The sequence below is a fragment of the Kitasatospora sp. NPDC040550 genome, from assembly GCF_055594965.1.
The window spans coordinates 324,155-349,171 of sequence record NZ_JBVIWC010000001.1; the positions used below are offsets into that span (position 1 = coordinate 324,155).

Sequence of the window (25,017 nt, forward strand, 5' to 3'; positions counted from 1 at the left end):
AGGACCGTGCGCAGGGCCGACACGATGATCGTCCGTTGGAGTGATCCGGGCGCGTTCGGCGCAACGCCCGTCCGACCGGCGCGTTTTCCATGGCGTGCGCCCTCTGCCCCTGGCGCACGCGGGGTCCGCGCTCGCCGGTCCCCGCCACCCGGCCGACCGGCCGGTGCCTTCCCCCGGTACCGCCCGCACCGGCCCCTCTGGTGAGAGGAAGTGTCATGACCCTGCCGACCAACGCCCTACTGGCAGAGACACGGAAACGGATCGTCCCCCCGAGAACCACGCCGCCCCCCGCACCCGCCCCCCGCGCCGCCGTCCCCCCGTTCGCCCCCGGCGCCCTGCCCGGACTCGGCCACGCGGCCGCCCTGCTGCGCGACCCGCTCGGCTTCCTCGGCTCGCTGGCCCGCCACGGCGGCGTGGTCCGCATCCGGCTCGGACCCCGCACCGTCTGTGTGGTGACCGATGCCCGACTCGTCCACACCCTGCTCGTCGCCCTCGCCCACGACTGCCCGCGCGGCGCCGTCCAGGACACCCTCAAGACCGCCTTCGGCGACGGCCTGCTGATGTCCGAGGGGCAGGCGCACCGCGACCGCCGCCGGATCATCCAGCCCGCCTTCGGCCCCGACCGGATGGCCGGGTACCTGGCCGTGATGCACCAGGTCACCGAGGAGCGGGCCGGCCGCTGGCGCCCCGGCCAAGTCCTCGACGTGGCCAAGGAGATGAACCACCTCGCACTGGAGATCGTCACCCGCTCACTGTTCGACGCCCGGCTCAGCGAGGACGCCACCCTCGCCTTCCACCGGGCGCTGCCCGACCTGGTGAAGGGCCAGATCGTCCAGTCCCTCTACCCCCACCCGGCCCTCGCCCGGCTCCCGCTGCCCGTCAACCGACGCTTCGACGCCGCCGTCCGGGTGCTCAACCGGGTGGTCGACCAGGCCGTCAACGGCCGCCCCGGGACCGCCCGGCCGGACCAGCGCGGCGGCACCCTGCCGGCCCTGCTGCGCGCCGCCACCGACCCGGCCACCGGCCGTCCGCTCACCGAGGCCGACGTCCGCTCCGAGGCCATCACCATGTTCGGCGCCGGCACCGAGACCGTCTCCACCACCCTCACCTGGCTGCTCGACGAACTCCTGCGCCACCCCGAGGTCGAGGCCCGGGTGCTGGCCGAACTCGACGAGCACCTGCCCGCCGGGGCCACCCCCACCCCCGAGGCGCTCGCCCGGCTCACGTACACCCGCGGCGTCACCCAGGAGGTGGTGCGGCTGCACGCCCCCAACGCCTTCCTGATGCGCACCGCCCGGGTGCCCGTCGACCTCGGCCCGTACCGGATCCCGGCCGGGACGGAGCTGCTGTACAGCCTCACCGCCCTGCACCGCGACCCGCTGCGCTACGACGACCCGACGAGCTTCCGGCCCGAGCGCTGGCAGGACGGCGGCGGGCTCGGGCGGCCGTCCTTCCTGCCCTTCGGGGCGGGCAAGCACAAGTGCATCGGCGAGGCCTTCGCCTGGGCCGAGCTGACCGTCGCGGCCGCCGCGATCCTGCGCCGCTGGCGGCCGGTGGCGGTGCCGGGGGCGCGGGCCCGCGAGGTGGTGTGGACCACCGTCCAGGCCCACGGCCTGCGGGTCCGGCTGGCGCCGCGTGGCTCCGCCGCGCCGAGTGCGGCGGTCCCCACCTCCGCCCCGACCGGGCGCGGCGTGGCGGCGGACGCCGCAGTCACCGCAGCCACCGCGGTCACCACGGTCACCACGGGCCTCGCGGTCACTGCGGGCCTCGCACCGGCCGGGACCGGTGCCGACCGGCCGCACGCCGGCGGCTGTCCGCTCACCGGCGCCACGGCCCGCCCCGGCGCGCCCGCCGCCGTCCCCCTCCCCCGGCCGCCCGCCGAACTGCGCGCCGCCGCCGACCGGCACGCCGACTGGGCGGTCCGCCACGGCCTGCTCGCCCCCACCGAACTCCCCGACTACCGGGCCTACGCCCTGCACGAGCTGATCGGCCACGCCTTCCCCCGCGCCCGGGGCACCGAACTGGACCTGCTGGTGGACATGCTGGGCTGGTTCACCGTCCTGGACGACCGCTTCGACGGCCCACCCGGGCGCCGGCCCGCCGAGGCCCACGCACTGGTCGACCCGCTGATCTCCGCCCTCGACGGCGACGCCCGCCCCGCAGCACCGGGCGACCTGCTCCTCACCGCCTGGCAGGAACTGTGGGAACGGCAGCGCCGGTCCACCTCCCCCGCCTGGCGCGCCCGGGCGGCCCGCGAGTGGCGCGCCTGCCTGGCCACCTTCCCCGCCGAGGCCGAACACCGCGCCCGGGGCACCGTCCCCGCGCTCGGCCTCGGGCTCGCCGACACCATGCGGCTGCGCCGCCACGGCAGCTGCGTCTACCCGTTCATGAACATACTGGAACGGGTCCACGGCGCCGACGCCCCCGCCGCCCTGCACGCGGAACCCGCGCTGCACCGCCTGCGCGCCAACACCGCCGACGCCGCGACGCTGATCAACGACCTCTACTCGCTGGAGCGGGAGGAACGCCAGAGCGCCGCCGCGTTCAACACCGTCCTCACCCTCCAGCGGGTCCGCGGCTGCACCCGCAGCCGGGCCGTCCGGGCGGTGCGCACCCGGGTCAGCACCCTGCACCGGGAGAACGAGCGGCTGCGTCGCGACCTGGGCCGCCGCCACCCGGCGGGGCGCTGGTACCTGGACGGCACCCGGGAACTGGTCGCCGGCGTCCAGGCCTGGACCAGCACCAGCGACCGCTACCTGGTGCCGGGCGACCGGGCTCGCTGACGGACCTCGCTGACGGGCCGTACGGCTACTTGCGGTCGCCGAGCGCGAACAGCAGCAGGACGAAGCCCGCGAACAGGTGGGTGGCGAAGATGTAGACGCCGGCGCGGATCAGCATCGCCTTGCGGCGGCGCTTCTCCTCGCTGGTGCCGTCGGCACTGTCGCCCATGGGCTGTTCTCCTCGGGTCGGTCACGGTCACGGTCGCCCGGCCGGTGCGCGCCCCCGGCTGCCGGCGTGGACTGCGGGGGTTCGCGCTACGGGCTGCGGGCGCGGGCGGCGGGCTGCTACCGGCTCAGCGGGGCGACCGGCTCCCGGCGGCGCGCAGCTCGGTGAGCAGCGCCCCCTGGTCGGTGATCAGCTCGGTCAGGATCCGCCGCGCCGCGCTGAGCAGCTCGGCGACGTCCGGGGTGCTGAGCGCGTACACCACCGTGTTGCCCTCGCGGGTGGCCGTGACCAGCTGGGTGCGGCGCAGCACCGCGAGCTGCTGGGAGAGGTTGGACGGCTCGATCTCGATCTCCGCCAGCAGCTCGCGCACCGGCCGGGGGCCGTCCTGGAGCAGCTCCAGGACCCGGATCCGGACGGGGTGGCCGAGGGTGCGGAAGAACTCCGCCTTGGCCTGGTACAGCGGGACCGGCATGGCCCGTTCCCTCCCTCGGATCCGGCTCGGTGGTCGTCCGGGGTTGCCCGGTCGTACGGTCGACACGGCCGGGCAGGGTGGTGCCGCGGCCGGTAGGCATCATCGCGACAGATGAAGATTTCTTCAAGTCGCCACAAGGGAAGGTGACCGCTCCCACATCGACGGCCGGGCCGGGACGGCCCGGAGCCGGGCCCGGGACGCTGCCAACTCCCGGGCCCGGCAGTCCGGGTGACGCGCCGTCAGCAGCCTACAGGCAGTTCCAGGGTGACCGGGGCCGGTCCGCGCATGCTGCCCTCCACCGAGAAGGAGGCGTGCAGGACCGACCCGCAGGGCACGGTGGCGCCGACCCCTTCCACCCTGACCGTGCTGACCCTGAACTCGGTGCGCCCGGCCACCGCGCCGAGCGGGCCGACGCCGGCCAGGTCGGCCGACAGCCGGGTGACCAGCTCCTGCGGCGCCGGCGGCCACGGCGTTCCCGGCGAGGGCGGCCCGGCCAGCCCGATCAGGCCGTACAGCACGACGGCGTCACCGGTGACGTCCGCGCAGACCCTGGTGGACAGTCCGGCCTGCAGGCCGGAGCGCCCGCAGGTGGTGACGGTGGCGGTCTCCTGCCCGGCGGCGAACGCCGGCAGCGGCGCGCCCAGCAGCGCGACGGCACCGGCCGCGCCCGCCGCGATCCGGGTGATGCGGGTGATGCGGGTGATGCGGTTCATGGCTCCTCCTTCGGAGGGTGTGAGGAATGAACTCGTGGGACGGGGATCGAGCAATGTGTCATGGCACATGTGACATTTCATGTGTGCCTTGACCGCAACTCTGCCATGCGATTCAAACCCCCAAGCGCCATTTCCCCTTCGAACCGACGCCTCCGACCGAAAGCACGCCTACGATGGCGTGTTCCCATCCGGCAGGGCGAACCCCCGTACCTCTCCGGGCATCGGCCCGTTGAACCCGGGATGAACCGTTGGCCCGGCGGCTGGCCCGGCGGCCGGACCGAGCAGCGGGGCCGAGCAGCGGGGCCGCCCGGACCGCTCGGTCCGCCCGGGCCGCCGTCAGCCGAGATCCTCCCGCAGTGCGTCCACCCGGGCGACGGCCGCCGTGAAGGCGGCGCGGTCGAGGTCACCGGAGTCCAGGGCCGCCGCCAGGGCGGTGGTGGCGTCCTCGCCCTGCTGGGGGTCGCGGGCGGAGCAGAGGATCAGGTCCATCCCGGCCGCCGCGGCGGCCACGGCCCGTGGGCCGGTCGGACCGTAGGGGGTCAGGGCGTCGGCCTCCAGGGCGTCGGTGACGGTGACGCCCTCGAAGCCCAGGCGCTCGCGGAGTTCACCCTGGACCACGGTGGGGGACAACCCCGCCGGGCGGTCCGGGTCCAACGCGGGGTATACCGCCCAGGAGGCCATCACCATCCGCACGCCCGCGGCGATGGCGGCCCGGTACGGGGCCTCGTCGCGGGAGCGCAGCCGGTCCAGCGGGACGGGGAGGGTGACGGGGCGGGCGTCGGTGTTCTCGTCGCGGGCCGCCGCACCCAGACCGGGGAAGTGCTTGGCGGTGGCCGCCACCCCCCGGCCCTGCTGGGCGGCGAGGAAGGCACTGCCCAACTCGCCCACCGTGGCAGGGTCCTGGCCGTAGGAGCGCTCGTAGCGGTCGATGAAGTTGCCCGGGGTGTCGTAGACGTCGAGCACCGGGGCCAGGTTGACGTTCAACCCGGCGTCGCCGAGCGTTGCGGCGGCGCCGGCACCGGAGTCCACGGCGGCGGCGAACGGATCCGGGGCCGTCCCGGTACGGCGGGCGGAGAGCTCCGGCGCCCCGGGCAGCCGGCGCACCCTGCCGCCCTCCTGGTCGGTCATCAGCAGCAGCGGGCGCGCCTCCGGGGCCTCGGCGGCGGCCTGCTTCAACGCGGCCACCGCCTCGGCGAGTTGCTCCGGACCGGTGACGTTCTCACCGAACAGGATCACCCCGGCCGCCCGGCCCTCCCGGATCGCCCGCAGCACCCCGGGCGGCGGCGTCGGCCCGGGATAGGAGAGCACGATGCGCCGGCCCGCGAGTTGACGCGAGTCCTGGTGCCGTCCGGTCATCTCCAGGTTCCTCTCACCGGGAAGCCCACTCCCACGCGTCACCGACCCGGCCGGAACCGGGCCGAGCGCGGCCGCCACCACCAGCAGCACCGACGTGAACTGGGCGATCCGCCGCAACGGGGCCATCCGTCCCTCCAGGGTCACCAACGGCATACGGTCCGTCAGCGTACCCAGGAACCCGCCCCCCGGCAGCCCGCACACCCCCGCACCCGGCGCGACCGTCCAGGACGTGTCGATCACTGCGGGCCAGCCCTTAGGGTGCTCGCATGTTCGATCACCTGGAGATCCTGTCGGCGCGGCAGGACGGCCTCGGCGACCAGGCGCGGTTCCTGGTCAACGCGGAGGACCTCGTCGCCGGGTCGATCGGCCCCTGGGGCCGCGGCCTGCGGCTCCCGGTCCTCTTCCCCGGGAGCCGACCGAGCCCGCTGCGGGCGAGCGCCTGGCCCCGCCGGGTGAGGCTGGGCGAGCCGGACTGCACCGGCGGCTGCTGCGGGTACCTGTCCGCCGTCGTGCAGCGGATCGGCGACGTCGTGGTCTGGTCGGCCTGGGAACTGCCGACCGACGCGGGCCGCCCGCCGGAGTACAGCTTCGAGGCCGCTCGGTACGAGGCCGAGGTGGACCGCGCCGAGGCCGACCCCTGGTGGCGGGTGAGCGGCTGAACCTCCCGGGGGCGCGAAGCCTCCGATGGCCCCCGGCCGCGTGCGGGGGGCCTCAGGCAGCGTGCTCGACGAACTGGCCGCAGTCGTGGAAGCCCGGGCGGCGGTAGACCGCGCGGCCTTCCGCCGAGGCCTGGAGGACGGCGACCCGGTGGCCGTGGTCGCGGGCCGTCGCCTGGCCGCTCGGTCGGCGATGCGCACGTGGCGATGCGCGCGTCGGCGGTGTCCGGGCGGAAGTGGGCCGGGGCGACGATGTCGAGGGTGTGGTCGGCGAGGCCGCTGTCGGCGACCGTCGGGTCCGCCGCGTCGGCGACGGTCCTGCGCGCGGTGGGGCGGTGCAGGTGACAGGCGTGCGCGACCGGGTTCCGTGCCGTCCTGGCCAGGATGTCGGCTCGGTCCGGAGCCGTGGATTCTGTCACGCCCGTGGTGGTTGATTCGCTCATGCGGGAGCCGGGCGGGCACCTGGAGTGCCGCCGCCGGTTCCGGCCCGGCGGACCAACTCCCCCAGGACGGCGATGCCTTCGGCGAGGTCACCCGGTGGGCCGGCCGCGTAGCCGAGGACCAGGCCGGGTGGGTAGGGCAGGCGGGCGTGCCAGGACAGGGGCTGGACCTTGACGCCGCGGGCGAGCGCGCCGGTGGCCAACTCCACGTCACTGCATCCCAGTTGCTCAGGAAGGGTGAGCATCAGGTGCAGCCCGGCGGCCGCGCCGTGCACGGTCGCGGCGGGGAGGTGGGTGCGGATGGCGGTGATCATCGCGTCCCGGCGGCGGCGGTGGCGGCGGCGCAACAGCCGCAGGTGGCGCTCCAGTTCGCCGGACTCCATCAGCCGGGCGAGCACCAGTTGGGGCAGCACCGGGTTGCCGAGGTCGGCGAAGCGCTTGGCGTCGAGCACGGCCGCGCGCAGCGGCGGCGGCACCAGCAGCCAGCCGGTGCGCAGCGCCGGGGCGAGCAGTTTGGAGGTGCTGCCCGCATAGCAGACGCGGCCGGGCAGTTCGGCCCGCAGGGCGGGGACGGGCGGGCGGTCGTAGCGGTGCTCGGCGTCGTAGTCGTCCTCGATGACCAGACCGCCCTCGTCCGCCCAGCGCAGGAGTTCGCGGCGCCGGTCGCCGCCGAGGACGACGCCGGTCGGGTACTGGTGGGCCGGGGTGAGCAGCACGGCGGGGGCGCCGGTGGCGCGCAGCGCGTCGACCCGGATGCCCTCGGCGTCGACCGGGACGGGCGGGGTGGCGGCGAGCCAGTGGGCGAGGTGCTGGCGGGCGCCGAGCGAGCCCGGATCCTCCACGGCGACCTCGGTGATGCCGGCCCGGCCGAGGGCCCGGCCGAGCAGTGCGAGCGCCTGGGCCGTCCCGGCGACCACCAGCACCTCCTCGGGGTCGACGCGGATGCCCCGGTTGCGGGCGAGCCAGTGGGCGACGGCCTGCCGCAGGGCGGGGGTGCCGCGGACGTCCCCGTAGCCGAGGTCGGCTGCGGCGAGGCCGTCGAGGACGGCCCGTTCGGCCCGCAGCCAGGCGGCGCGGGGGAAGGCGGCGAGGTCGGGCACGCCGGGGGTGAGGTCGATCCGGGCGGGGGTGGCGCGCAGGTGGTCGAACACCTCGGGGTCGGGGTCGTCCCGGAACAGCGCGGGTGCCGGGCGGGCCGGCGGAACCGCGGGAGCCGCGGCGGGCGCGAGGGCGACCACGACCGTACCGCCCCGGCCCCGTCCGGCGAGCTGCCCCGCCTCGGCGAGCCGCCGGTAGGCGTCGGTCACCACGCCCCGGGAGACCCCGAGTTCCGCCGCGAGCACCCGGCTGGCGGGCAGTCGGGTACCGGCGGGCAGCCGCCCGTCGGCGACGGCCTCGCGCAACCGGCGGGCCAGCCAGTCGGTGAGGCCGCCGGGCGGGGCCTCGGCGGCATCGAGCTGGAGGAAGTCGACACCGGTCTCCCCGGCCGGTCCGGCCTCTTTGGACCGGCCGTTCACGGCGGCTTTGGACCTGTTCACCGGTCCATACTGACGCGAGGGTTGAGCCATGACCACCGAAACGACCCCGCTCCCCGCCACCCCGTACGTCCACGGCTACTCCGACACCGAGGCGCAGCGCCTCGGCGACCAGGCCGACACCCTCGCCGAGTTGCTGCACTCGGGCACCGCCTACCCGGCGGGCAGCCGGGTGCTGGAGGCGGGCTGCGGGGTGGGTGCGCAGACGGCGCACCTGCTCGCCGCCAGCCCGGGCGTGCTGCTCACGGCGGCGGACGTCTCGGCCCAGTCGCTGGCCCGGGCCCGGGCCCGGATCGCCACCACGGCGCCGCAGGCCCAGGTCACCTGGCACCACGGCGACCTGCACCGACTGCCCTTCCCGGACCGCGCGTTCGACCACGTCTTCCTGTGCTTCGTGCTGGAGCACCTGCCCGACCCGACGGCCGGGCTGGCCGCGCTGCGGCGGGTGCTGCGGCCGGGCGGGACGATCACGGTGATCGAGGGCGACCACGGCTCGGCCTTCTTCCACCCGGAGACCCCGGCGGCCCGCCGCACCGTCGACCACCTGGTCCGGCTCCAGGCCGGGGCGGGCGGCGACGCCCTGGTGGGGCGCCGGCTGCACCCGCTGCTGACGGCGGCCGGGTTCACGGACGTAACGGTCCGCCCGCGGACGGTCTACGCCGACGACGGCCGCCCGGCCCTGGTGGAGGGCTTCACCCGGCGGACCTTCGTCCCGATGGTCGAGGCCGCCCGGACGGAGGCCCTGGCCGCCGGCCTGACCACCCCGGAGGCCTTCGACCTCGGCATCGCCGACCTGCGCCGGGCCGCCGAACCGGGCGGGACCTTCCACTACACCTTCTTCAAGGCGGTCGCGGTCAAGCCGGAGTAGACCCCCGACCACCGCCGCACGTCGGGAAAACGCCTCGCACCCGGGCCCGGCGCACTGCGAGGATCCGGGGAATGGGAACGGACATCCACGGCTTCATCGAGTACCGCTGCACACACGGCGCACCTGTGGACGAGGACGACGAGGACGCCGCGTGGAGCATGGCGATGGACCTCTACGCGCTGTACTGCGGCCGGAACTACGACGAGTTCGGCTGCCTCTTCGGGGTCCGCAACCTCGCGGGCTTCCGGCCGCTCGCCCCGGACCGGGGCCTGCCCGAGGAACTGTCCGAGGAGACGCGGGCGGCCTTCGGGGCGTCCGAGGCCGGCTTCCACGACCCGACCTGGATCAGCTGGGCGGAGCTGGCGGCGGTGGACTGGGACGAACCGGCCGAGCGGGCGGACGAACGGGTCCACGTGTACGGCCCGGGGCCGGACGGGGCCTTGGTCCGGGAGGCGAAGTACTCCGTCGACCACGTCGGCCGGGTCGAGGGGGACGAGTGGTGGGTGGGCGACCGGCTCCACCGCATCGAGCGGCTGACCCGGCGCGACGCCGTACCGCCGGACGGGCCGTGGGCGCCGGTGTTCGCGGTGATGCGCACCCTGGCGGACCTGCACGGGCCGGACAACGTGCGGCTCACGGTGTGGTTCGACTCGTAGCGCCCGCCGCCGAAGGGTCCGGCGGAAGGTCCGCGGCCGGAAGGTCCGTCGGAGCACCCGCCGGAGGGCCCGGTGCCGGGGTCGGCCCGTTCGGCAGCAGGCCGAGTTCCGTCATCCGGTCGGCGATCAGGTCGACGCACTCGCGGATGCCGGGCACGGGCTGCGGCGAGGCGTCGCGGATCGCCTTCATCGCGTGGACGTGGCGCCGCACGGCGAGGTGTTCGTCGACCGCGCGGCGCACGTCGGCGGGGAGCGCGGTCCAGAGGGGGTGGTCCATGGCCGCCATCCAAGGCGGGGCGGCCCGCCCCGGCAATCGATTAACGGCCGGTCGAACCGCCGGCCAACCCGCCGGTCAGCCGGGCCGGTCAGCCGGCCGGGTCGTCCCCGAGGTCGGCGAGCAGCGCGCGCATGGCGTCGACGAGCGCGGTCCTGCGGGCCTCGTCGAGCCCGGCCAGCATGCGGTGCTCGTTGGCGATGTGGTCGGGGAGGGCGCGGTCGATCAGGGCGTGGCCCTCGGGGGTGAGTTCGACGTCCCGGCTGCGGCGGTCCTGGTCGCTGCGGGTGCGGGTGACCAGGCCGCGGGCTTCCAGACGGTCGAGGCGCTGGGTGATGGCGCCGGAGGTGACCATGGCGGACTGCATCAGGCCGGTGGGGGTGAGGCGGTAGGGCGGGCCGCTGCGTTTGAGGGTGGCGAGGACGTCGAAGGAGGGCGCGTCCAGGCCGTGTTCGGCGAAGGTGCGGTTGAGTTCGGCGTCGACCAGGCGGTAGAGGCGCTTGAGCCGGCCGAACACCTCCATCGGGGAGACGTCCAGGTCGGGGCGCTCGGCGCCCCACTGCGCGACGACGCGGTCGAGATGATCTGCCACAGGTTCAGGGTAAGCGATGCCCACCGGATTCCTTAGCGATGAGGTAACTGTGAGCCACATCACCGGCGGGATCCACCGAAGAATGCCTTAGCACTGAGATACATTGGCTTAGTGCTAAGCAATCGCCTCGCCGTCCTGCTGACGACGGCCCTCGCCCCCGCGGTCTGGGGGACGACCTACCTCGTCACCACCGAACTGCTGCCGCCCCACCGCCCGCTCCTCGCCGCCGTCATCCGCTGCCTGCCCGCCGGACTGCTACTGATCGCCCTCACCCGCACCCTGCCGAAGGGCGGCTGGTGGTGGCGCGCACTCGTCCTCGGCGCCCTCAACATCGGCGCCTTCCAGGCCCTGCTGTTCATCGCCGCCTACCGCCTCCCGGGCGGGATCGCCGCCACCGTCGGCGCCGTCCAGCCCCTGGTCACCGCCGGGCTCTCGGCCGCCCTGCTCGGCGACCGGCTCACCCTGCGCACCGTGCTCTCCGGCATCGCCGGCGTGGCGGGCGTCAGCCTGCTGGTACTGCGCGCCGGCGCCCGGCTGGACGCGGCCGGGGTGGCCGCCGCGCTCGGCGGTGCGGTGGTGATGGCCTTCGGCGTCGTGCTCTCCAAGCGCTGGGTCTCCCCCGCGCCGCTGCTCGCCACCACCGGCTGGCAACTCACGGCCGGCGGCCTGCTGTTGGTGCCGGTCACCCTGCTGAGCGAGGGCGCCCCACCCACCCACTACACCGCCGACAACCTGCTCGGCTACGCCTACCTGTGCCTGATCGGCGCGGCCCTCACCTACGCCGTCTGGTTCCGCGGGCTGCGCTCGCTGCCGCCGACCTCGCTGTCCTTCCTCTCCCTGCTCAGCCCGGTGGTCGCCACCCTGGCCGGCTGGCTGGTGCTCGGACAGGACCTGAGCCCGCTGCAGGCGCTCGGGGCGCTGGTCGTACTCGGCTCGCTGATCGTCGCCCAGACCCAGCGGCCCCGCCGGGCCGCCCCGACGTCCGCCGGCCCCGGGCCGGAGTCCCGGCCGGACCCGGTGCGCGAGAACGCCTGACCCCGCGACACGCGCCCCACACCGCGCGCCCCACACCGCGGAGCACGTACCCCGCAGCGCGTGCTCCGCACCCCGTACCAGGCACCACCCGTGCCCCATCGCAGTCCCGTTCAGAGGAACCGAGGAGAAACCTTCATGCGCATCACCGTGTTCGGCGCCACCGGCAACGTCGGCCGGCGGGTCGTGGCCGAGGCGCTCACCCGCGGCCACGAGGTGACGGCCGTCGTCCGCAACCCCGCCAAGCCGCACGGCCTGCCGGCCACCGTCACGCTCGCCGTCGGCGACGCCGGCGAGCCCGCCGACGTCGCCCGGATCGCCGCCGGCCAGGACCTGGTGGTCACCGCCACCCGCCCGGCACCCGGCCGCGAGCACGAACTGGCCGCCACCACCCGGGGCCTGCTGGCCGGCCTGGCCGGAACCGGCGTGCGCCTGCTCGCCGTCGGCGGGGCCGGCAGCCTGACCGTGCCCGGCACCGACGGCACGATCCTGGTGGAGTCGCCCGGCTTCCCGGCGGAGATCCGGCCGATCGCCCTGGCCTGCGGCGAGCAGCTGGACCTCTACCGCGCGGACGGAGAGGTCGACTGGACGTACCTGAGCCCGGCGGCCCTGCTCGAACCCGGGGTGCGCACCGGCCGGTTCCGGCTCGGCCGGGACGAGCTGCTGGTCGACGCCGACGGCAACTCGGCGATCTCCATGGAGGACCTCGCCGTCGCGCTGCTGGACGAGGCCGAGCAGCCCGTGCACCGGCGCGCCCGGTTCACCGCCGCCTACTGAACCGCCGGCCGGGACCGCCGGCCGGAACTGCCCGCCGACCCGGCCGCCGACCCGGCCGCCGAGACGCCGCCCAACCGGGGCCCGTGGTGCTGGATACCCCCGCCCCAGGGGTGTATCCAGCACCACCCCGAAGACGGTCTCCTGCCTCATCGTGCGTCAGCCGCCCGGCGGGACATGATCGTTCCCGTGAACACCACCGCGTCCCACGGCCGCCGCGCGGCCGCCGCCCTCGCCGCCGCCCTCCTCGCCGGCCTCGCCCTGCCCGCCACCGCGAACGCCGACTCCGGCCGCAACCCGGGGGACGCCGCCCGCGCCCCCGCCCGCTACGCCCGGCAGACGCTCGACTGGCAGCCCTGCGCGGGGCAACCGGCCCTGGAGTGCGCCACCATGGCCGTCCCGCGCGACTGGCACCACCCCGGCGTCGGCGCCGACCTGAGCATCGCCGTCTCCCGGCACCGCGCCACCGACCCGGCCCACCGCAAGGGCGCACTGATGGAGACGGCCGGCGGCCCGGGCGGGCAGGGCCTGCTGCGGCCGATGGACCTCGCCCAGGGCGCCCCCGCGGTGGCGGCCGCGTACGACATCGTCAGCTTCGACCAGCGCGGCGTCGGCCGCAGCACCCGCGTCGCGTGCCAGACCCCGGAGGAGTTCCAGGAGTTCCTGGCCGGGGACTACCGCGACCGGTCCCCGGAGGCGACCGACCGGGTCATCGCCAACTCCCGCAAGCTGGTCGAGGGTTGCGAGAAGAACAGCGGCGACCTGCTGCCCTACCTGACCACCGAGCAGACCGCCCGCGACATGGACCTCTACCGCTCGCTGCTCGGCGAGAAGAAGATCAGCTACTACGGCGCCTCCTACGCCACCATGATCGGCGCCTACTACGGAACGCTCTTCCCGCACCGGGTCGAGCGGATGGTGCTGGACAGCAACATCGGCTTCGACGGCACCTGGGAGCAGTACGAACTGGGCCAGCCGATGAGCTTCCAGCGCCGCTTCGAGGAGGACTTCCTGCCCTGGATGGCCGCCCGGGACGCCACCTACCACTGGGGCTCGACCCCGGCGGAGGTCGGGGCGCACTGGGAGCAGCGGCGCGCCGCCCTGCACGACCGGCCGATCACCGACGGGTCGTTGACGCTCGGCCCCAACCAGCTGGACAACGGCACGATCAACGCGATCTACAGCGAGCAGGCCTTCCCGCTCCTGGCGAGCGGACTGACCGCGCTGGACGACTGGCAGCAGGCCGATCCGGCCGCCAAGGAGACCGCCCGCCGGCTGTTCGGCCAGTACCTCAGCCCGGAGTTCCTCGCCGAGTACTTCTCGGTGACGTGCGGCGACACCCCGTGGACCAAGGACCTGGACACCTGGATCGAGCGCGGCGCGGAGAACACCGCGCGTTACCCGCTGATCGGTGCCCGCACGCTCGCGTTCAGCTCGGTCTGCGCGCTCTGGCCGACCGCCCCGGCGCCCGAGGTGAAGGTCACCGGCGCCCACCTGCCGCTGGTGCTGATGCTCAACTCGCTGCACGACCCGGCGACGTACTACGAGGCAGCGCTCGGCGCGCACCGGGCCCTGCGCGGCTCCGAGCTGGTGACGGTCACCAGCAACGGCAACCACGGCCAGTACCCGGGCTCCGACCCCTGCGTCACGGCCATCGTCGAGCGCTACCTGCTGGACGGCCGGGCGCCCGAGCACGACCTCACCTGCCCGGCGCCGAAGGCCGGTTGAGCCCCGGGGCACGGTGGCCGTCCGGCCCGGCCGGGCCGGACAGGAGCGGGCCGGTCAGGAGCGGGCCTTCGGCCGGAGCTTGCCGCGCAGGTGGTCGGCGGCCACGGCCAGGACGAGGAAACCGCCCACGGACAGCTTGATCCCGGCCTTGGCGACGATCCAGCCGATGCCCGGGACGGTCCAGCCCAACCAGTGGAGCGCGGCCAGCATCGCCGCACAGCCGCAGACGATCGCCAGCACGGTGGCACCGACGGCGGCGACCCGCGACAGTTCGCGCGGGCCGTCGTCACCGTGCTCGCCGGCATCCGAAGTCGCCTCTGCCGCAGCCCCGGTGGCCGCGTCGTCCACCGCCGCGCCGACCGTCTCGTTCGTACCCCGATCACCCATGCAGGTGATGATACGGCCTCACCGGCGGGAGTGGTGGGTGTCCCCGAGGTGCTCCCCGGTCTCGTCGTCGGGGAAGCTGACGGCCATGGTGACGCGGTACTCGAAGACGTCGTGCCGGTGCCCGGGCACCCGCGCCCAGGCGAGCGAGTGCACCTCGGCCTCCGGGGCCTGCCGGCACCAGGCGGCGGCCTCCTCCAGGGCGCGCGCGGCCGAACGCCCGGTGCACACCACGGCGGTGTAGGCGGCGACCGCGACGTCCCCGCCGGTGGCACGGCCGTTCCGTGACACCGCCCGGACGGCGGCGGCGGCCTGGGTCAGGTCACGGGCCAGGTCGTCCACCACCCGAGGGGGTGCCGGCAGGATCACCGCCCCCTCGGCGACGGTCTCCGGCAGGTTCGCGCTCACGGTTTCGGCCTCCATCCACATGGTCACGCGGCACAGCATGCCGGACCGGGATTCCTGGCATGCCCACTTTCACCTGAACGTCATCCGTCCAGGGCCGAGTTGGGGACGCCCCCTGGCGCCGGACCGTCCACCCTGCTAGTGGGGACCGCGCGCGGTGGTGGGCATCGGGCCAGGTCAGGGGGGTCGGCGACGGGCGCCGCCGGGGAGCCCGAAACGACGCCCACGCACCACCCCCGCGCTTCGAACCGCCCGTCCGACCGCCGGGGCGCCCGGCCGCCCGGCGTTGGCTCTGCGGTCAACTCCCGTTACCGGAACCGGAGATGGCGCGGGGAGCGGCCGCCGCGCCACAGCGGTCGGACGGCCGGCCCTCGGCCGGGGCGCCGCGTTCACCCGCCGTCGGGTTCGCGGCCGCCTCCCGTCCATCCTGTCCCTGTCAGATCGTCGTGATACTAATCGTTGCGGCGGCGGGCGCCCGCGGATCGGCGGGTGGGCACGATGACGAAAGCTCAACCGTTCCGGGAGGGTCCGGACGGCGACGGGGAGGGGCAGCAGATGGCGGCGAGGATCGGCAGTGCCATGGGCGGGCGGAAGGTACGGATCGGCAAGCGGGTCACCGGCACGGCGGCGGCCTTCGCCGCGCTGGCCGCGCTGACCGGCTCTCAGGTGTCGGGCCTCGGGCTCGCCCCGGCCGCCGCCGCCGACGCCGGTCAGGCGCAGGACGCCGCCGCGCAGTCCTCGGGCGGCTCCGCCACCCCCTTCGGCGGCCCGGCCGCCGGGGTCCCCGGCACTGCGGCCGACGGCGGCAGTGCCGTCCAGCTGCCGCAGCCCCCCGGCACCCAGCCCGGCCTGCCCGCGGCCGGCCCCTTCACCGCCAACGGGCCCTCGCTGCCCGCCACCGTCTTCGCCGCCTATCAGAAGGCCGAGGCCTCACTGGCGCAGCGTTCGCCGGGCTGCCACCTGCCCTGGCAGCTGCTGGCGGCGATCGGTCAGGTCGAGTCCGGCCAGGCGAACGGCGGCAAGGTGGACGCCGCCGGCACCACGCTCACCCCGATCCTCGGCCCGGTGCTGGACGGCAACGGCTTCGCCGCGATACCCGACACCGACGGCGGCCGCTACGACGGCGACTCCCGTTGGGACCGCGCGGTCGGCCCGATGCAGTTCATCCCCTCCACCTGGGCCTCCTGGGGCGTGGACACCACCGGCAAGGGCACGGCCGACCCGAACAACATCTTCGACGCGGCCGAGGCCGCCGGGCGCTACCTGTGCGCGGGCGGCCGGGACCTCTCCGACCCGTCCCAGCTGGACCGGGCGGTCCTCAGCTACAACAACTCCACCGAGTACCTGCGCACCGTCCGCAACTGGATGGCGCACTTCGGCAGCGGCCAGGTGACCACGGTCGCGGACCGCCCGGGCGTCCCGACCGTGCCCGGCTCCACGCCCTCGCCCTTCCTCCGGCCGTCCGGCAGCACCGGCACCCCGGGCACCACCCCGACCGGCGGCAACGGCGGCGTCACCGGCGGCGGCAACGGCCCGACGCCGGGCGGTCAGCCGACGCCGCCTCCGGTGACGCCGACTCCGACGCCGTCCGCGCAGCCCACCGGCACGCCGACGCCGAGCGGTTCGCCCTCGCCCACCGCCGGCGCGACGGCCACCCCGAGCGGCACGCCGACGACGGCTCCGCCCACCACGCCGTCCGGCAGCGCGTCCCCGACGGCCACGCCCAGCGGCACGCCGTCCGGCACCCCGACCGGCACGCCGACGTCCTGCCCGAGCCCGACCGCGACCGCGACGCCCACCGGAACCGCCACGCCGAGCGGTTCGCCCTCGCCCACCGCCGGCGCGACGGCCACCCCCACCGGGACTCCGTCGGCCACCCCGACCACCGCCCCGAACTGCCCGACGCCCACGCCCAGCGGCAGCCCGAGCGCCACCGCGACCCCCAGCGCCTCCGCCGCGCCGAGCGGCACGCCGAGCGCCTCGCTCTCGCCCTCCCCCTCGGCGGGCGCGAAGAAGTAGCACCGCGCACGCACCGGACCGCCGACGGCGGCAGCACGGCCCGACCGGCCGGACTGCCGCCGTCGGCGCATCCGGAACGCCGTCCGCGCATCCGGAACGCCGTCAGCGACGCCGGGGCGCGTCGGACACGGCCTCAAAGCTCCAGGTGCCGCGCCGCCCGGTGCACGCGCCAGCGGCCGAGCATCCCGTGCAGCTCGTCGATCATGAACTCGAAGAAGGCCGCGCTCTCCGCGAGCCGCTCCCCCGCCACCGTGCCCCTGCCGACGGTCAGCTCCCCCTCCTTCAACACCCTGATCCAGCGCAGCAGCAGTTCGTCGCGCCGGGTCAGCGACTCGAACCAGACGTCGTTGAGCACCCGGTAGCGGTCGCGGCGGGAGCCGGGCTCGCGCTCCTTGGCGACCAGGCCGATCTGGATCAGGTAGCGCATCCCGCCGGAGACGGCCGCCGGGCTGATCTGCAGCCGCTCGGAAAGCTCGGCGGAGGTCAGCACGCCGCTCTCCTCGGCCATCAGGCAGGAGAAGATCCGCGCGGGCATCCGGCCCATGCCGGCGACCACCAGCTCGGCCGCGAACCGCTCCACGAAGTCCGCCACGGCCTGGTACTCGTGCCACCTGCCCGGCGCCCGCTCCGCCCCCTGCCGCGCGCCCCGCTCCACGCCCTGCTCCGCACTCCGCTCGGCGCCCCGCTCCGGCTCCCGTTCCACCGCTCTCCCCTTCCCGGAGATCATCCGTCCACTGACCGAACTTTAACGTCTTCCCAATATTCACGTTTTTCTGAAACTACGGTAGCTTCGAAAGCATGACCAAGGCCATCATCCTGTCCGGCCTGCGCAAGAACTTCGGCCGGACCACCGCGCTGGACGGCCTCGACCTCACCGTCGAGACCGGCGAGGTCCACGGCTTCCTCGGCCCCAACGGTGCCGGGAAGTCCACCACCATCCGCGTCCTGCTCGGCCTGCTGCGCGCCGACGGCGGCAGTGCCCGGCTGCTCGGCCTGGACCCGTGGCGCGACGCCGTGGAGCTGCACCGCCGCCTCGCCTACGTCCCCGGGGACGTCGAGCTGTGGCCCAACCTCACCGGCGGCGAGGCGATCGACCTGCTCTGCCGACTGCGCGGCCGGCCCGACCGCCGGCGCCGGGACGAACTGATCGAACGCTTCGACCTCGACCCGACCAAGAAGGGCCGCAGCTACTCCAAGGGCAACCGGCAGAAGGTCGCCATCGTCGCCGCCCTGGCCTCCGACGCCGAGCTCCTGCTGCTCGACGAGCCGACCTCCGGCCTGGACCCGCTGATGGAGGTGGTCTTCCAGGACGTCGTCCGGCAGGCCAAGGGCCAGGGCCGCACCGTCCTGCTCTCCAGCCACGTCCTGGACGAGGTGGAGAAGCTGGGCGACCGGGTCAGCATCATCCGCCGGGGCCGGACGGTGCAGAGCGGCACCCTCGCCGAGCTGCGCCACCTCACCCGCACCACCGTGGAGGCGGAGACCGACCGGCCCGTCACCGGACTGGACGCGCTGGCCGGGGTGCACGCCCTGCGCACCGACGGGCGCCGCGTCCGCTTCGCCGTGGACGGGGCCCGGCTCGACGCCGCGGTGCGGATGCTGAGCGAGGCCGGACTGCGCAGCCTGGTCAGCCACCCGCCCACCCTGGAGGAGCTCATGCTGCGCCACTACGGCGACGAGCTGGCCGCCAACGGGCACCACCCCGACCCCGAGGCCGTCCGATGACCGCCACCACCGCCCCCACCGCCCGGCGCGCCGCCCCGGACCGCCCCGGCCGCCCCGGCCGCCCCGCCACCCTGGCCGGCACCGCCACCCTGCTGCGCTTCGCCCTGCGCCGCGACCGGGTGCGGCTGACGGCCTGGGTGCTCGGCCTCGGGCTGCTCACCCTGGCCACCGCCGACAGCGTCCGCTCCGTCTACCCGACCGCCGCCGACCGGGCCTCGATCGCGCACGGCTCGGCCAGTCCGGCCGTGCTCGCCATGACCGGCCCGGCCCGGTACCTGGCCGACTACACCTGGGGCGCGATGCTCGGCCACCGGCTGCTCGGCCTGCTGGTCGTGCTGGCCGGTCTGCTGAACGTGCTGACCGTCGTCCGGCACACCCGGGCCGAGGAGGAGGGCGGCCGCGCCGAGCTGGTCCGCTCGGCCGCCGTCGGACGGCACGCCCCGCTCGCGGCCGCGCTGGCCGCCGCCGCGGTCGCCGACCTCGCCCTCGGCCTGCTGCTCGCCCTGGGCCTGCCCGCCCTCGGCATCCCCGGGCTGGACGCCGGCGGCGCGCTGCTCTACGGCGCCGCCACGGCCGTCGGCGGGCTGCTGTTCGGGGCTGTCGCCGCCGTCACCGCGCAGGTCTCCGCGCACGCCCGGACGGCCTCCGGGTCGGCCCTCGCCGTGCTCGGCACCGCCTACGCGCTGCGCGCCGCCGGGGACGCCGGCCGGGCCGGCCTCTCCTGGGCTTCCCCGATCGGCTGGCTCCAGCACAGCTACCCCTTCGTCGAGGACCGCTGGTGGCCGCTGCTGCCCGCGCTGGCCCTGACCGCCGGCACGGCCGCGGCGGGGTTCGCGCTGAGCACCCGGCGCGACTTCGGCGCCGGGCTGCGGGCGGCCCGCCCGGGCCCGGCCACCGGCAGCGCCTTCCTGGGCACCCCGTTCGGCCTGGCGCTGCGGCTGCACCGCGGGCTGATCGGCGGCTTCGCGGCGGCCCTGCTGCTGCTCGGCGCGATGTACGGCTCGCTGCTCGGCGCGGCCGACTCGATGCTCCGGGACGTCGACCGGATCAAGGAGGCGCTGGCCCGGCTGGGCGGCCACTCGCCGGCCGACTCCTTCGCGGCCCTGACGATGCTGGTGGTCGCGGTGGTCGGCGGCGTCTACGCGGTACTGGCGGCGCAGCGTGCGCGCGCCGAGGAGAGCGCCGGGCGGGCGGTGCCCGTGCTGGCCGCCGGGGTGTCGCGGTCCGGCTGGCTGGGCGGGCACCTGGCGGCGGCGCTGCTGGGCTCCGTCGTGGTGATGCTGGCGGCGGGTACGGGTTTCGGTCTGGCCGGGGCATTGTCGACCGGCGACGGGGCCGTGTTCCCGCGGCTGCTGGGTGCGGCGCTGGCCTTCGTGCCCGCACTGTGGGTAACGGTGGGGTTCGCGGCCGCCGTGCACGGTTGGCTGCCCCGGGCGACGGCGTCGGCCTGGGCCGTCCCGGCGTACGCGTTCGTGATCGGGTACCTGGGTCCGTTGCTGCAACTGCCCCGGGGGCTGGACCGGTTGTCCCCGTTCGGTCAGGTGCCCCGGCTTCCGGCGGCCCGGATGGACTGGGCGCCGCCGGCCGTGCTGACCCTGGTCGCGGCCGCGCTGATCGCGCTGGCCCTGGCCGGGTTCCGGCGCCGCGACCTCGACTGAGGCGCCGGAGCCCGGGGTCGGGTCACAGGTGCTTGACCAGCTCCGGCATGAGGTCCTGGAAGGTGCGCCCGCCGGCGGGCCGGCCGATCGCGGCCATCTGCCAACCGCCCGGCGTGCGCTGCACCTTGGCCATGATCTGGGCGGTGTAGGGGCCGCCGCCGGTGAGGGTGTAGCGGGCCAGCTCGACGCCGGTGGTCTCGTCCACCAGGCGGCAGAAGGCGGCCTCGACCTCCTGGAAGGTCTGCCCGGTGAAGGAGTTCACCGTGAAGAGGATCTGGTCGACCTCGGCGGACACCTTGGTCAGGTCCACGGTGATCGACTCGTCGTCGGTCGCGTCGCCGGAGCCGCCGACCAGGTTGTCCCCGCTGTGCCGGACCGAGCCGTCGTTGCTGGTGAGGTGCTGGAAGAAGACCACGTCCAGCGGCTTGCCGTGGGCGAAGAGCACGGCCGAGGCGTCCAGGTCGATCTCCTGCCCGGCGGAGAGCAGTTTGGCCAGGAAGCCCTTGCGCTGCACCGCCCGCCAGCCGAGGCCCATCCGGACCACGCTCAACTGCCCACCGCCCGGCTTCTCCAGGCTGATCTTCTGCCCCTTGGCCAGCGAAACGGCCATCGTGCCCTCCTCGTTCCTGCCGCCGTCGGTGCCGCGAACCTATCGCACACAGAGAAACTCTGATCATCGGACGGCGTCCGTCCAGGTCCCCTACCCAGGCGGCGGGCAGCGGACTCCACCCCCGGGCGGCGGGGCCGGACCGAACCGGACCGGACCGGACCGGGGGCGACCGGGAGGGTCAGGCGTCGCCCTCCAGCAGGTGCTGGCGCACCTCCTGGAAGGTCCAGGCCCCGCCGGCCGGCCGGGAGAACACCCAGACCAGGTCGAACCGGTCCGGCCAGGTGCCCGGCGCCCCGCTGCCGGCCGCACCGAGTGCCTCGACGATCCGCGGGATCCGGGAGTGCTCCCAGCAGATCAGCACCGGCTGCGTTCCGGCGAGGGCGGCGCCGGCCAGCTGGGACTCCTGGGACTCGGCGTAGGTGGTGTCGACGGTCAGCCCGAGCGTGCCGGCCAGCGGGGTGACGGTCTGCCGCATCCGGTGGGCTCCGGCCAGCGGGCCCTGGTCGGTTGCCGCGTAGATCCGGGCGGGGGTGCGCAGGCCGGTCGCGGGCGGGGTGAACAGGGCAGGCAGCGCCTTGGCCCGGTCCCAGCCGCGCTGGGTGAGGGACTTGCCGTCGTGCTTGCCGTTCTCGTCCAGGCCGGGCTGGTTGCCGTCGGGCTTCTCGCCGTGCCGGATGATCATCACGAAGGCGTCGCCGCCCGGGTCACTGGCCCTGGCCACCGGGCCGTTCTTGTCGGCCTTGCCCTGCTTGCCGGAGGAGCAGCCGGCGAGCACCAGGGGGGCGGCGGCCAGGCCGGTGAGGAGCAGCCGGCGGGCGGGGCGGGCGGTCATGCGGCGCCCCGTTCCAGTCGCACCAGGGCGTCGATCGCGACGCCCGTCGCACCGCCCCGGTGGCCGGGTTCGGTGTCGACCTCGCGCCGGACGCGTTCGGCCCGCACGGTGTGCAGGCCGTAGGGGGCGAGGTCGGCGAGGACGTCCTCCGGGGTGAGGAGCACGGCCGGGTCCTGCGGGCCGCCGACGCCCTCGGTGAGGTTGCTCAGGTCGTGTCCGATCACCAGCAGGGTGCCACCGGGGGCGAGTGCTTCGGCGGCGCGGTGCAGTGCGGCGCGGCGGTCGGCGGCGGGCAGTTGGAGATAGGCGACCAGGACGAGGTCGTAGCCGACGGTGGGGGCCTCGTGGGTGCGGGCGTCGCCGTGGCGCCAGGTGAGGCGGTCGGCGACCTCGTCGGGCAGTTCGGCGGTGAGCCGTTCGGCGCGTTCGAGGGCGACGGCGGAGAAGTCGAGGCCGGTGACCTCCCAGCCCTGGGCGGCGAGCCAGATGGCGTTGCGGCCCTCGCCGGTGGCCAGGTCGAGGGCGTGGCCGGGGGTGCGGCCGGTCAGTTCGCGCACCACCCACCGGTTGGGGGCGGCGCCCCAGACCAGTTCGGTCGCGGCGTAGCGGTCGTCCCAGCCCTGACTGTCCATGCGCTCCTCCGTTCGGTGGGCCTGTTCCGTCCCGGTCAACCTACCGGTCGGCCAGTGTCAGCGGCCCGGGTCGGTCCAGCGGGTGGACACCCTTGACGGCGAATATTGGTCCAGTCCAATCTGTTCAGTCGAGCACCCGTCAAGCACGTGTCACCCCGCCCGGTCGCCCCCACCGCGCCCGGGCCGGCTCCCCACGGCCCGTCCGGGCCACGCACCGCCGGAACCCCCACACATCCGGAGGACACCCCGCATGCACGACCGCGTCCTGCCCGCACGGCCCGACCTGCCCGCCCAGGGGCGAGCCGCTCGTCGGGCCGCCCGGCACAGACGGGCCACCGCACTGGCCCTGGCCGCCACGCTGACCACCAGCGGCGCCGCCCTCGCCCTCACCCTCGGCTCCGCCGCCGCCTCGCCGGTCAACCTGCTGGCCAACGGCGGCTTCGAGACCGGCACCCTGTCCGGCTGGAGCTGCTCCAACGGCTCGGTGGTCACCACCCCGGTGCACGGCGGGAGTTACGCGCTCAGCGGCGCCGCCTCCGGCTCCGACACCGCGCAGTGCCAGCAGACCGTCTCCGTCCAGCCGAACACCAGCTACACCCTGGCCGGCTGGGTCCAGGGCAGTTACGTGTACCTGGGCGCCACCGGCACCGGCGTCAACGCATCCAGCTGGACGCCCGGCGGGACGGGCTGGAGCCAGCTCAGCAGCACCTTCACCACCGGCGCCACCACGACCTCCGTCACGGTCTTCACCCACGGCTGGTACGGCACCGGCACGTACTACGCGGACGACCTCACCCTGACCGGGCCGGGCGGGCCGACCTCCTCCACCAGCCCGACGGCCACCGGCAGTCCCACGGCGTCCACCAGCCCGACCGCCTCGGGCAGTCCCACGGCCACCGGTTCGCCCAGCGGCAGTCCGACCGCGACGGGCTCCCCGACCGGGAGCCCCAGCGGATCGCCCACCGGGAGCCCGAGCGGCACCCCCAGCGGGAGCCCGACAGCGACCGCCACCGCGAGCGGCCCGGCCGGGGACGGCAAGGTCACCACCCCGACCGGAGTCACGGTCAGCAAGGTCACCTCGGGTGCCGTGGTGCTCAACTGGCAGCCGTCCACCCTGAACGGCGGCGACGGCCCGGTCGCCTACAAGGTGTGGTCCAACGGCCAGTTGGTCGCCACCTCGATGGGCACCTCGGTCGCCGTCAGCTCGCTGCGGGCAGGGCAGGGCTACACGTTCAGCGTCCAGGGCTACTCGGGCGGCCACGCCTCCGCCCAGTCCGCCCCGGTGAGCACCACGACCGCCGCCGCCCCCGCCCAACAGCCGGTCCGCGCAGCCTACTTCGACCAGTGGGGCATCTACGAGAACGCCTACTACCCGAAGAATGTCGACACCAGCGGCGCCGCGAACAAGCTGGACGTCATCCACTACGCCTTCGCCAACATCGACCCCTCGAAGTTCACCTGCTTCCAGGCGGTGAAGGCCTCCGACTCGGCCAACGACTCCGACCCCAACGCCGGTGACGGCGCGGGCGACGCCTACGCCGACTACCAGGACGGCTACACCTCCGCCACCAGCGTGGACGGCAGCACCGACGGCTGGGACCAGCCGCTCAAGGGCAACTTCAACCAGCTGCGCCAGCTCAAGGCCAAGTACCCGAACCTGCGCTTCACCATCTCGATCGGCGGCTGGACGTACTCCAAGTACTTCTCGGACGCTGCCGCCACCGACGCCTCCCGGAAGGCCTTCGTCTCCTCCTGCGTCGACATGTTCCTCAAGGGGAACCTGCCGACCGGGGTCGCCGGGGACGCCTCCGGCGGCGCGGCCTCGGCGGCCGGCATCTTCGACGGCATCGACATCGACTGGGAGTACCCGGGCTCGGCGGGCGGCCACGCGGGCAACCACTACTCCCCCGCCGACAAGCAGAACTACACCCTGCTGCTCAAGGAGTTCCGCACCCAGCTGGACGCCCTCGGCGCCGCCCAGGGCAAGCGCTACCTGCTGAGCGCCGCGCTGCCCAGCGGCCAGGACAAGATCGCCCAGCTGGAGACCGACAAGATCGGCGCCTACCTGGACTACGCCGACGTGATGTCCTACGACATGCACGGCTCCTGGGACGCCAAGGGCCCGACCAACCACCAGGATCCGCTGCACGACAGCCCGGCGGACCCGACCACGCCGATCACCCCCGGCACCCGCAAGTACAACGTGGACACCACGCTCACCGCGTACACCACCGGCCTGCCCGAGTACGGCATCCCCGGCGGCTTCCCGGCGAACAAGATCGTGCTCGGCATCCCGTTCTACTGGCGCGGCTGGACCGGCGTCCCGGCCGGCTCGAACTACGGCCTCTACCAGGGCGCGACCGGCCCGACGGCTGCCAAGCCGCTCAGCCAGGAGGCCGGTCTGGCCGCCTGGAAGGAGCTCAACCCGACCGCCGCGCAGACCCATTGGGACCCGGTGACGGAGAGCAGCTGGGTCTACGACGGCACCAACTTCTGGACCGGTGACACCCCGCAGGCCGTCCAGGCCCGCGGCGCCTACGCCAAGGGCAAGGGCCTGGGCGGCCTGTTCGCCTTCTCCCTGGAGAACGACGACGCCTCCGGAACCATGCTCAACTCGATGGACAGCAGCCTGCGCTGACGTCCACTCAGCTGGACGCCGACGCCGGTGGCCCCCGTTCGGGGCCACCGGCGTCGGCCACGGCGTCGCTTC

The 25,017-nt window shown here is 75.0% G+C and carries 24 protein-coding genes; 11 read left to right on the plus strand and 13 right to left on the minus strand.

Translation table 11 applies throughout. The features are described 5' to 3' along the window. The first annotated feature begins 215 nt into the window (after nucleotides 1-215). On the plus strand, nucleotides 216-2,783 hold the full coding sequence (locus ACZ58X_RS01490) for a cytochrome P450 (protein ID WP_470331616.1): 2,568 nt from the start codon (nucleotides 216-218) through the stop codon (nucleotides 2,781-2,783). Nucleotides 2,784-2,808: 25 nt separating this feature from the next. Here ACZ58X_RS01490 and ACZ58X_RS01495 read toward each other — a convergent pair whose 3' ends face one another. From ACZ58X_RS01495 to ACZ58X_RS01510, 4 genes are all read right to left on the minus strand, one after another. Further along, nucleotides 2,809-2,949 (minus strand): DUF6126 family protein, encoded by a 141-nt coding sequence (locus ACZ58X_RS01495; protein ID WP_470331617.1) that lies wholly within the window; start codon nucleotides 2,947-2,949, stop codon nucleotides 2,809-2,811. 124 nt (nucleotides 2,950-3,073) lie between these two features. Further along, nucleotides 3,074-3,418, minus strand: a complete 345-nt coding sequence (locus tag ACZ58X_RS01500; RefSeq protein ID WP_360240416.1) for an ArsR/SmtB family transcription factor — start codon at nucleotides 3,416-3,418, stop codon at nucleotides 3,074-3,076. A gap of 239 nt (nucleotides 3,419-3,657) precedes the next feature. Continuing rightward, nucleotides 3,658-4,131: a hypothetical protein gene (locus ACZ58X_RS01505; RefSeq protein ID WP_470331618.1), complete on the minus strand. Its 474-nt coding sequence runs from the start codon at nucleotides 4,129-4,131 to the stop codon at nucleotides 3,658-3,660. A 336-nt stretch (nucleotides 4,132-4,467) separates the two neighbouring features. Then, the gene (locus ACZ58X_RS01510) at nucleotides 4,468-5,640 is read right to left on the minus strand and encodes a glycoside hydrolase family 3 N-terminal domain-containing protein (RefSeq protein WP_470331619.1); all 1,173 of its coding nucleotides are present in this window, start codon (nucleotides 5,638-5,640) and stop codon (nucleotides 4,468-4,470) included. 113 nt (nucleotides 5,641-5,753) lie between these two features. Here ACZ58X_RS01510 and ACZ58X_RS01515 point away from each other — a divergent pair, with 113 nt between their 5' ends. Beyond that, complete coding sequence (locus ACZ58X_RS01515; protein WP_470331620.1) at nucleotides 5,754-6,146, plus strand: hypothetical protein; 393 nt, start codon at nucleotides 5,754-5,756, stop codon at nucleotides 6,144-6,146. Nucleotides 6,147-6,582: 436 nt separating this feature from the next. Here ACZ58X_RS01515 and pdxR read toward each other — a convergent pair whose 3' ends face one another. Next, nucleotides 6,583-8,151: a MocR-like pyridoxine biosynthesis transcription factor PdxR gene (pdxR, locus tag ACZ58X_RS01520; RefSeq protein ID WP_470331621.1), complete on the minus strand. Its 1,569-nt coding sequence runs from the start codon at nucleotides 8,149-8,151 to the stop codon at nucleotides 6,583-6,585. On the opposite strand from pdxR, the gene ACZ58X_RS01525 reads away from it, so the two are divergent. Beyond that, entirely contained in the window at nucleotides 8,150-8,986 is an 837-nt protein-coding gene (locus ACZ58X_RS01525; protein WP_470331622.1) for an L-histidine N(alpha)-methyltransferase, read from the plus strand. The two genes, pdxR and ACZ58X_RS01525, sit on opposite strands and share 2 nt — an antisense overlap. A gap of 71 nt (nucleotides 8,987-9,057) precedes the next feature. Then, the gene (locus tag ACZ58X_RS01530; RefSeq protein ID WP_470331623.1) at nucleotides 9,058-9,642 is read left to right on the plus strand and encodes a hypothetical protein; all 585 of its coding nucleotides are present in this window, start codon (nucleotides 9,058-9,060) and stop codon (nucleotides 9,640-9,642) included. On the opposite strand, the gene ACZ58X_RS01535 is transcribed toward ACZ58X_RS01530, so the two are convergent. Together ACZ58X_RS01535 and ACZ58X_RS01540 are read right to left on the minus strand one after the other, a co-directional pair. Then, complete coding sequence (locus ACZ58X_RS01535) at nucleotides 9,620-9,919, minus strand: hypothetical protein (RefSeq protein WP_470331624.1); 300 nt, start codon at nucleotides 9,917-9,919, stop codon at nucleotides 9,620-9,622. The genes ACZ58X_RS01530 and ACZ58X_RS01535 overlap by 23 nt on opposite strands. Before the next feature lie 88 nt (nucleotides 9,920-10,007). Beyond that, nucleotides 10,008-10,508 (minus strand): MarR family winged helix-turn-helix transcriptional regulator, encoded by a 501-nt coding sequence (locus tag ACZ58X_RS01540; protein WP_470331625.1) that lies wholly within the window; start codon nucleotides 10,506-10,508, stop codon nucleotides 10,008-10,010. A gap of 111 nt (nucleotides 10,509-10,619) precedes the next feature. Between ACZ58X_RS01540 and ACZ58X_RS01545 the strand changes: the two genes are divergently transcribed. The 3 genes from ACZ58X_RS01545 (at nucleotide 10,620) to ACZ58X_RS01555 (ending at nucleotide 14,042) form a co-directional block, all read left to right on the plus strand. Beyond that, complete coding sequence (locus ACZ58X_RS01545; protein ID WP_470331626.1) at nucleotides 10,620-11,543, plus strand: EamA family transporter; 924 nt, start codon at nucleotides 10,620-10,622, stop codon at nucleotides 11,541-11,543. Between the two features lie 135 nt (nucleotides 11,544-11,678). Then, complete coding sequence (locus ACZ58X_RS01550; protein WP_470331627.1) at nucleotides 11,679-12,317, plus strand: NAD(P)-dependent oxidoreductase; 639 nt, start codon at nucleotides 11,679-11,681, stop codon at nucleotides 12,315-12,317. A gap of 186 nt (nucleotides 12,318-12,503) precedes the next feature. After that, complete coding sequence (locus ACZ58X_RS01555; RefSeq protein WP_470331628.1) at nucleotides 12,504-14,042, plus strand: alpha/beta hydrolase; 1,539 nt, start codon at nucleotides 12,504-12,506, stop codon at nucleotides 14,040-14,042. A 54-nt stretch (nucleotides 14,043-14,096) separates the two neighbouring features. Here the strand turns inward: ACZ58X_RS01555 and ACZ58X_RS01560 are convergent, their stop codons facing one another. After that, entirely contained in the window at nucleotides 14,097-14,429 is a 333-nt protein-coding gene (locus ACZ58X_RS01560; RefSeq protein WP_470331629.1) for a hypothetical protein, read from the minus strand. Between the two features lie 18 nt (nucleotides 14,430-14,447). Next, nucleotides 14,448-14,834, minus strand: a complete 387-nt coding sequence (locus tag ACZ58X_RS01565) for a hypothetical protein (RefSeq protein WP_470331630.1) — start codon at nucleotides 14,832-14,834, stop codon at nucleotides 14,448-14,450. 495 nt (nucleotides 14,835-15,329) lie between these two features. Here ACZ58X_RS01565 and ACZ58X_RS01570 point away from each other — a divergent pair, with 495 nt between their 5' ends. Next, on the plus strand, nucleotides 15,330-16,850 hold the full coding sequence (locus tag ACZ58X_RS01570; RefSeq protein ID WP_470331631.1) for a lytic transglycosylase domain-containing protein: 1,521 nt from the start codon (nucleotides 15,330-15,332) through the stop codon (nucleotides 16,848-16,850). 133 nt (nucleotides 16,851-16,983) lie between these two features. Here ACZ58X_RS01570 and ACZ58X_RS01575 read toward each other — a convergent pair whose 3' ends face one another. Continuing rightward, the gene (locus tag ACZ58X_RS01575) at nucleotides 16,984-17,553 is read right to left on the minus strand and encodes a GbsR/MarR family transcriptional regulator (protein WP_470331632.1); all 570 of its coding nucleotides are present in this window, start codon (nucleotides 17,551-17,553) and stop codon (nucleotides 16,984-16,986) included. 95 nt (nucleotides 17,554-17,648) lie between these two features. Here ACZ58X_RS01575 and ACZ58X_RS01580 point away from each other — a divergent pair, with 95 nt between their 5' ends. Beyond that, the gene (locus tag ACZ58X_RS01580; protein ID WP_470331633.1) at nucleotides 17,649-18,575 is read left to right on the plus strand and encodes an ABC transporter ATP-binding protein; all 927 of its coding nucleotides are present in this window, start codon (nucleotides 17,649-17,651) and stop codon (nucleotides 18,573-18,575) included. Then, complete coding sequence (locus ACZ58X_RS01585; protein ID WP_470331634.1) at nucleotides 18,572-20,233, plus strand: ABC transporter permease; 1,662 nt, start codon at nucleotides 18,572-18,574, stop codon at nucleotides 20,231-20,233. Before ACZ58X_RS01580 ends, ACZ58X_RS01585 begins: the two co-directional genes overlap by 4 nt. Nucleotides 20,234-20,255: 22 nt before the next feature. Here the strand turns inward: ACZ58X_RS01585 and ACZ58X_RS01590 are convergent, their stop codons facing one another. The 3 genes from ACZ58X_RS01590 to ACZ58X_RS01600 all read right to left on the minus strand — a co-directional run bounded on the left by ACZ58X_RS01590 (nucleotide 20,256) and on the right by ACZ58X_RS01600 (nucleotide 22,307). Continuing rightward, nucleotides 20,256-20,843 carry a TerD family protein gene (locus ACZ58X_RS01590; RefSeq protein WP_470331635.1) on the minus strand — a complete coding sequence of 196 codons (588 nt, stop codon included), beginning with the start codon at nucleotides 20,841-20,843 and terminating at the stop codon, nucleotides 20,256-20,258. A 178-nt stretch (nucleotides 20,844-21,021) separates the two neighbouring features. Further along, nucleotides 21,022-21,675 (minus strand): hypothetical protein, encoded by a 654-nt coding sequence (locus ACZ58X_RS01595; protein ID WP_470331636.1) that lies wholly within the window; start codon nucleotides 21,673-21,675, stop codon nucleotides 21,022-21,024. Continuing rightward, entirely contained in the window at nucleotides 21,672-22,307 is a 636-nt protein-coding gene (locus ACZ58X_RS01600; RefSeq protein WP_470331637.1) for a class I SAM-dependent methyltransferase, read from the minus strand. The genes ACZ58X_RS01595 and ACZ58X_RS01600 overlap by 4 nt, the downstream gene beginning before the upstream one ends. Nucleotides 22,308-22,557: 250 nt before the next feature. On the opposite strand from ACZ58X_RS01600, the gene ACZ58X_RS01605 reads away from it, so the two are divergent. Next, a complete protein-coding gene (locus ACZ58X_RS01605; RefSeq protein WP_470331638.1) occupies nucleotides 22,558-24,945 on the plus strand; it encodes a glycosyl hydrolase family 18 protein in 2,388 nt (795 codons plus the stop codon). Nucleotides 24,946-25,017: the final 72 nt, after the last annotated feature.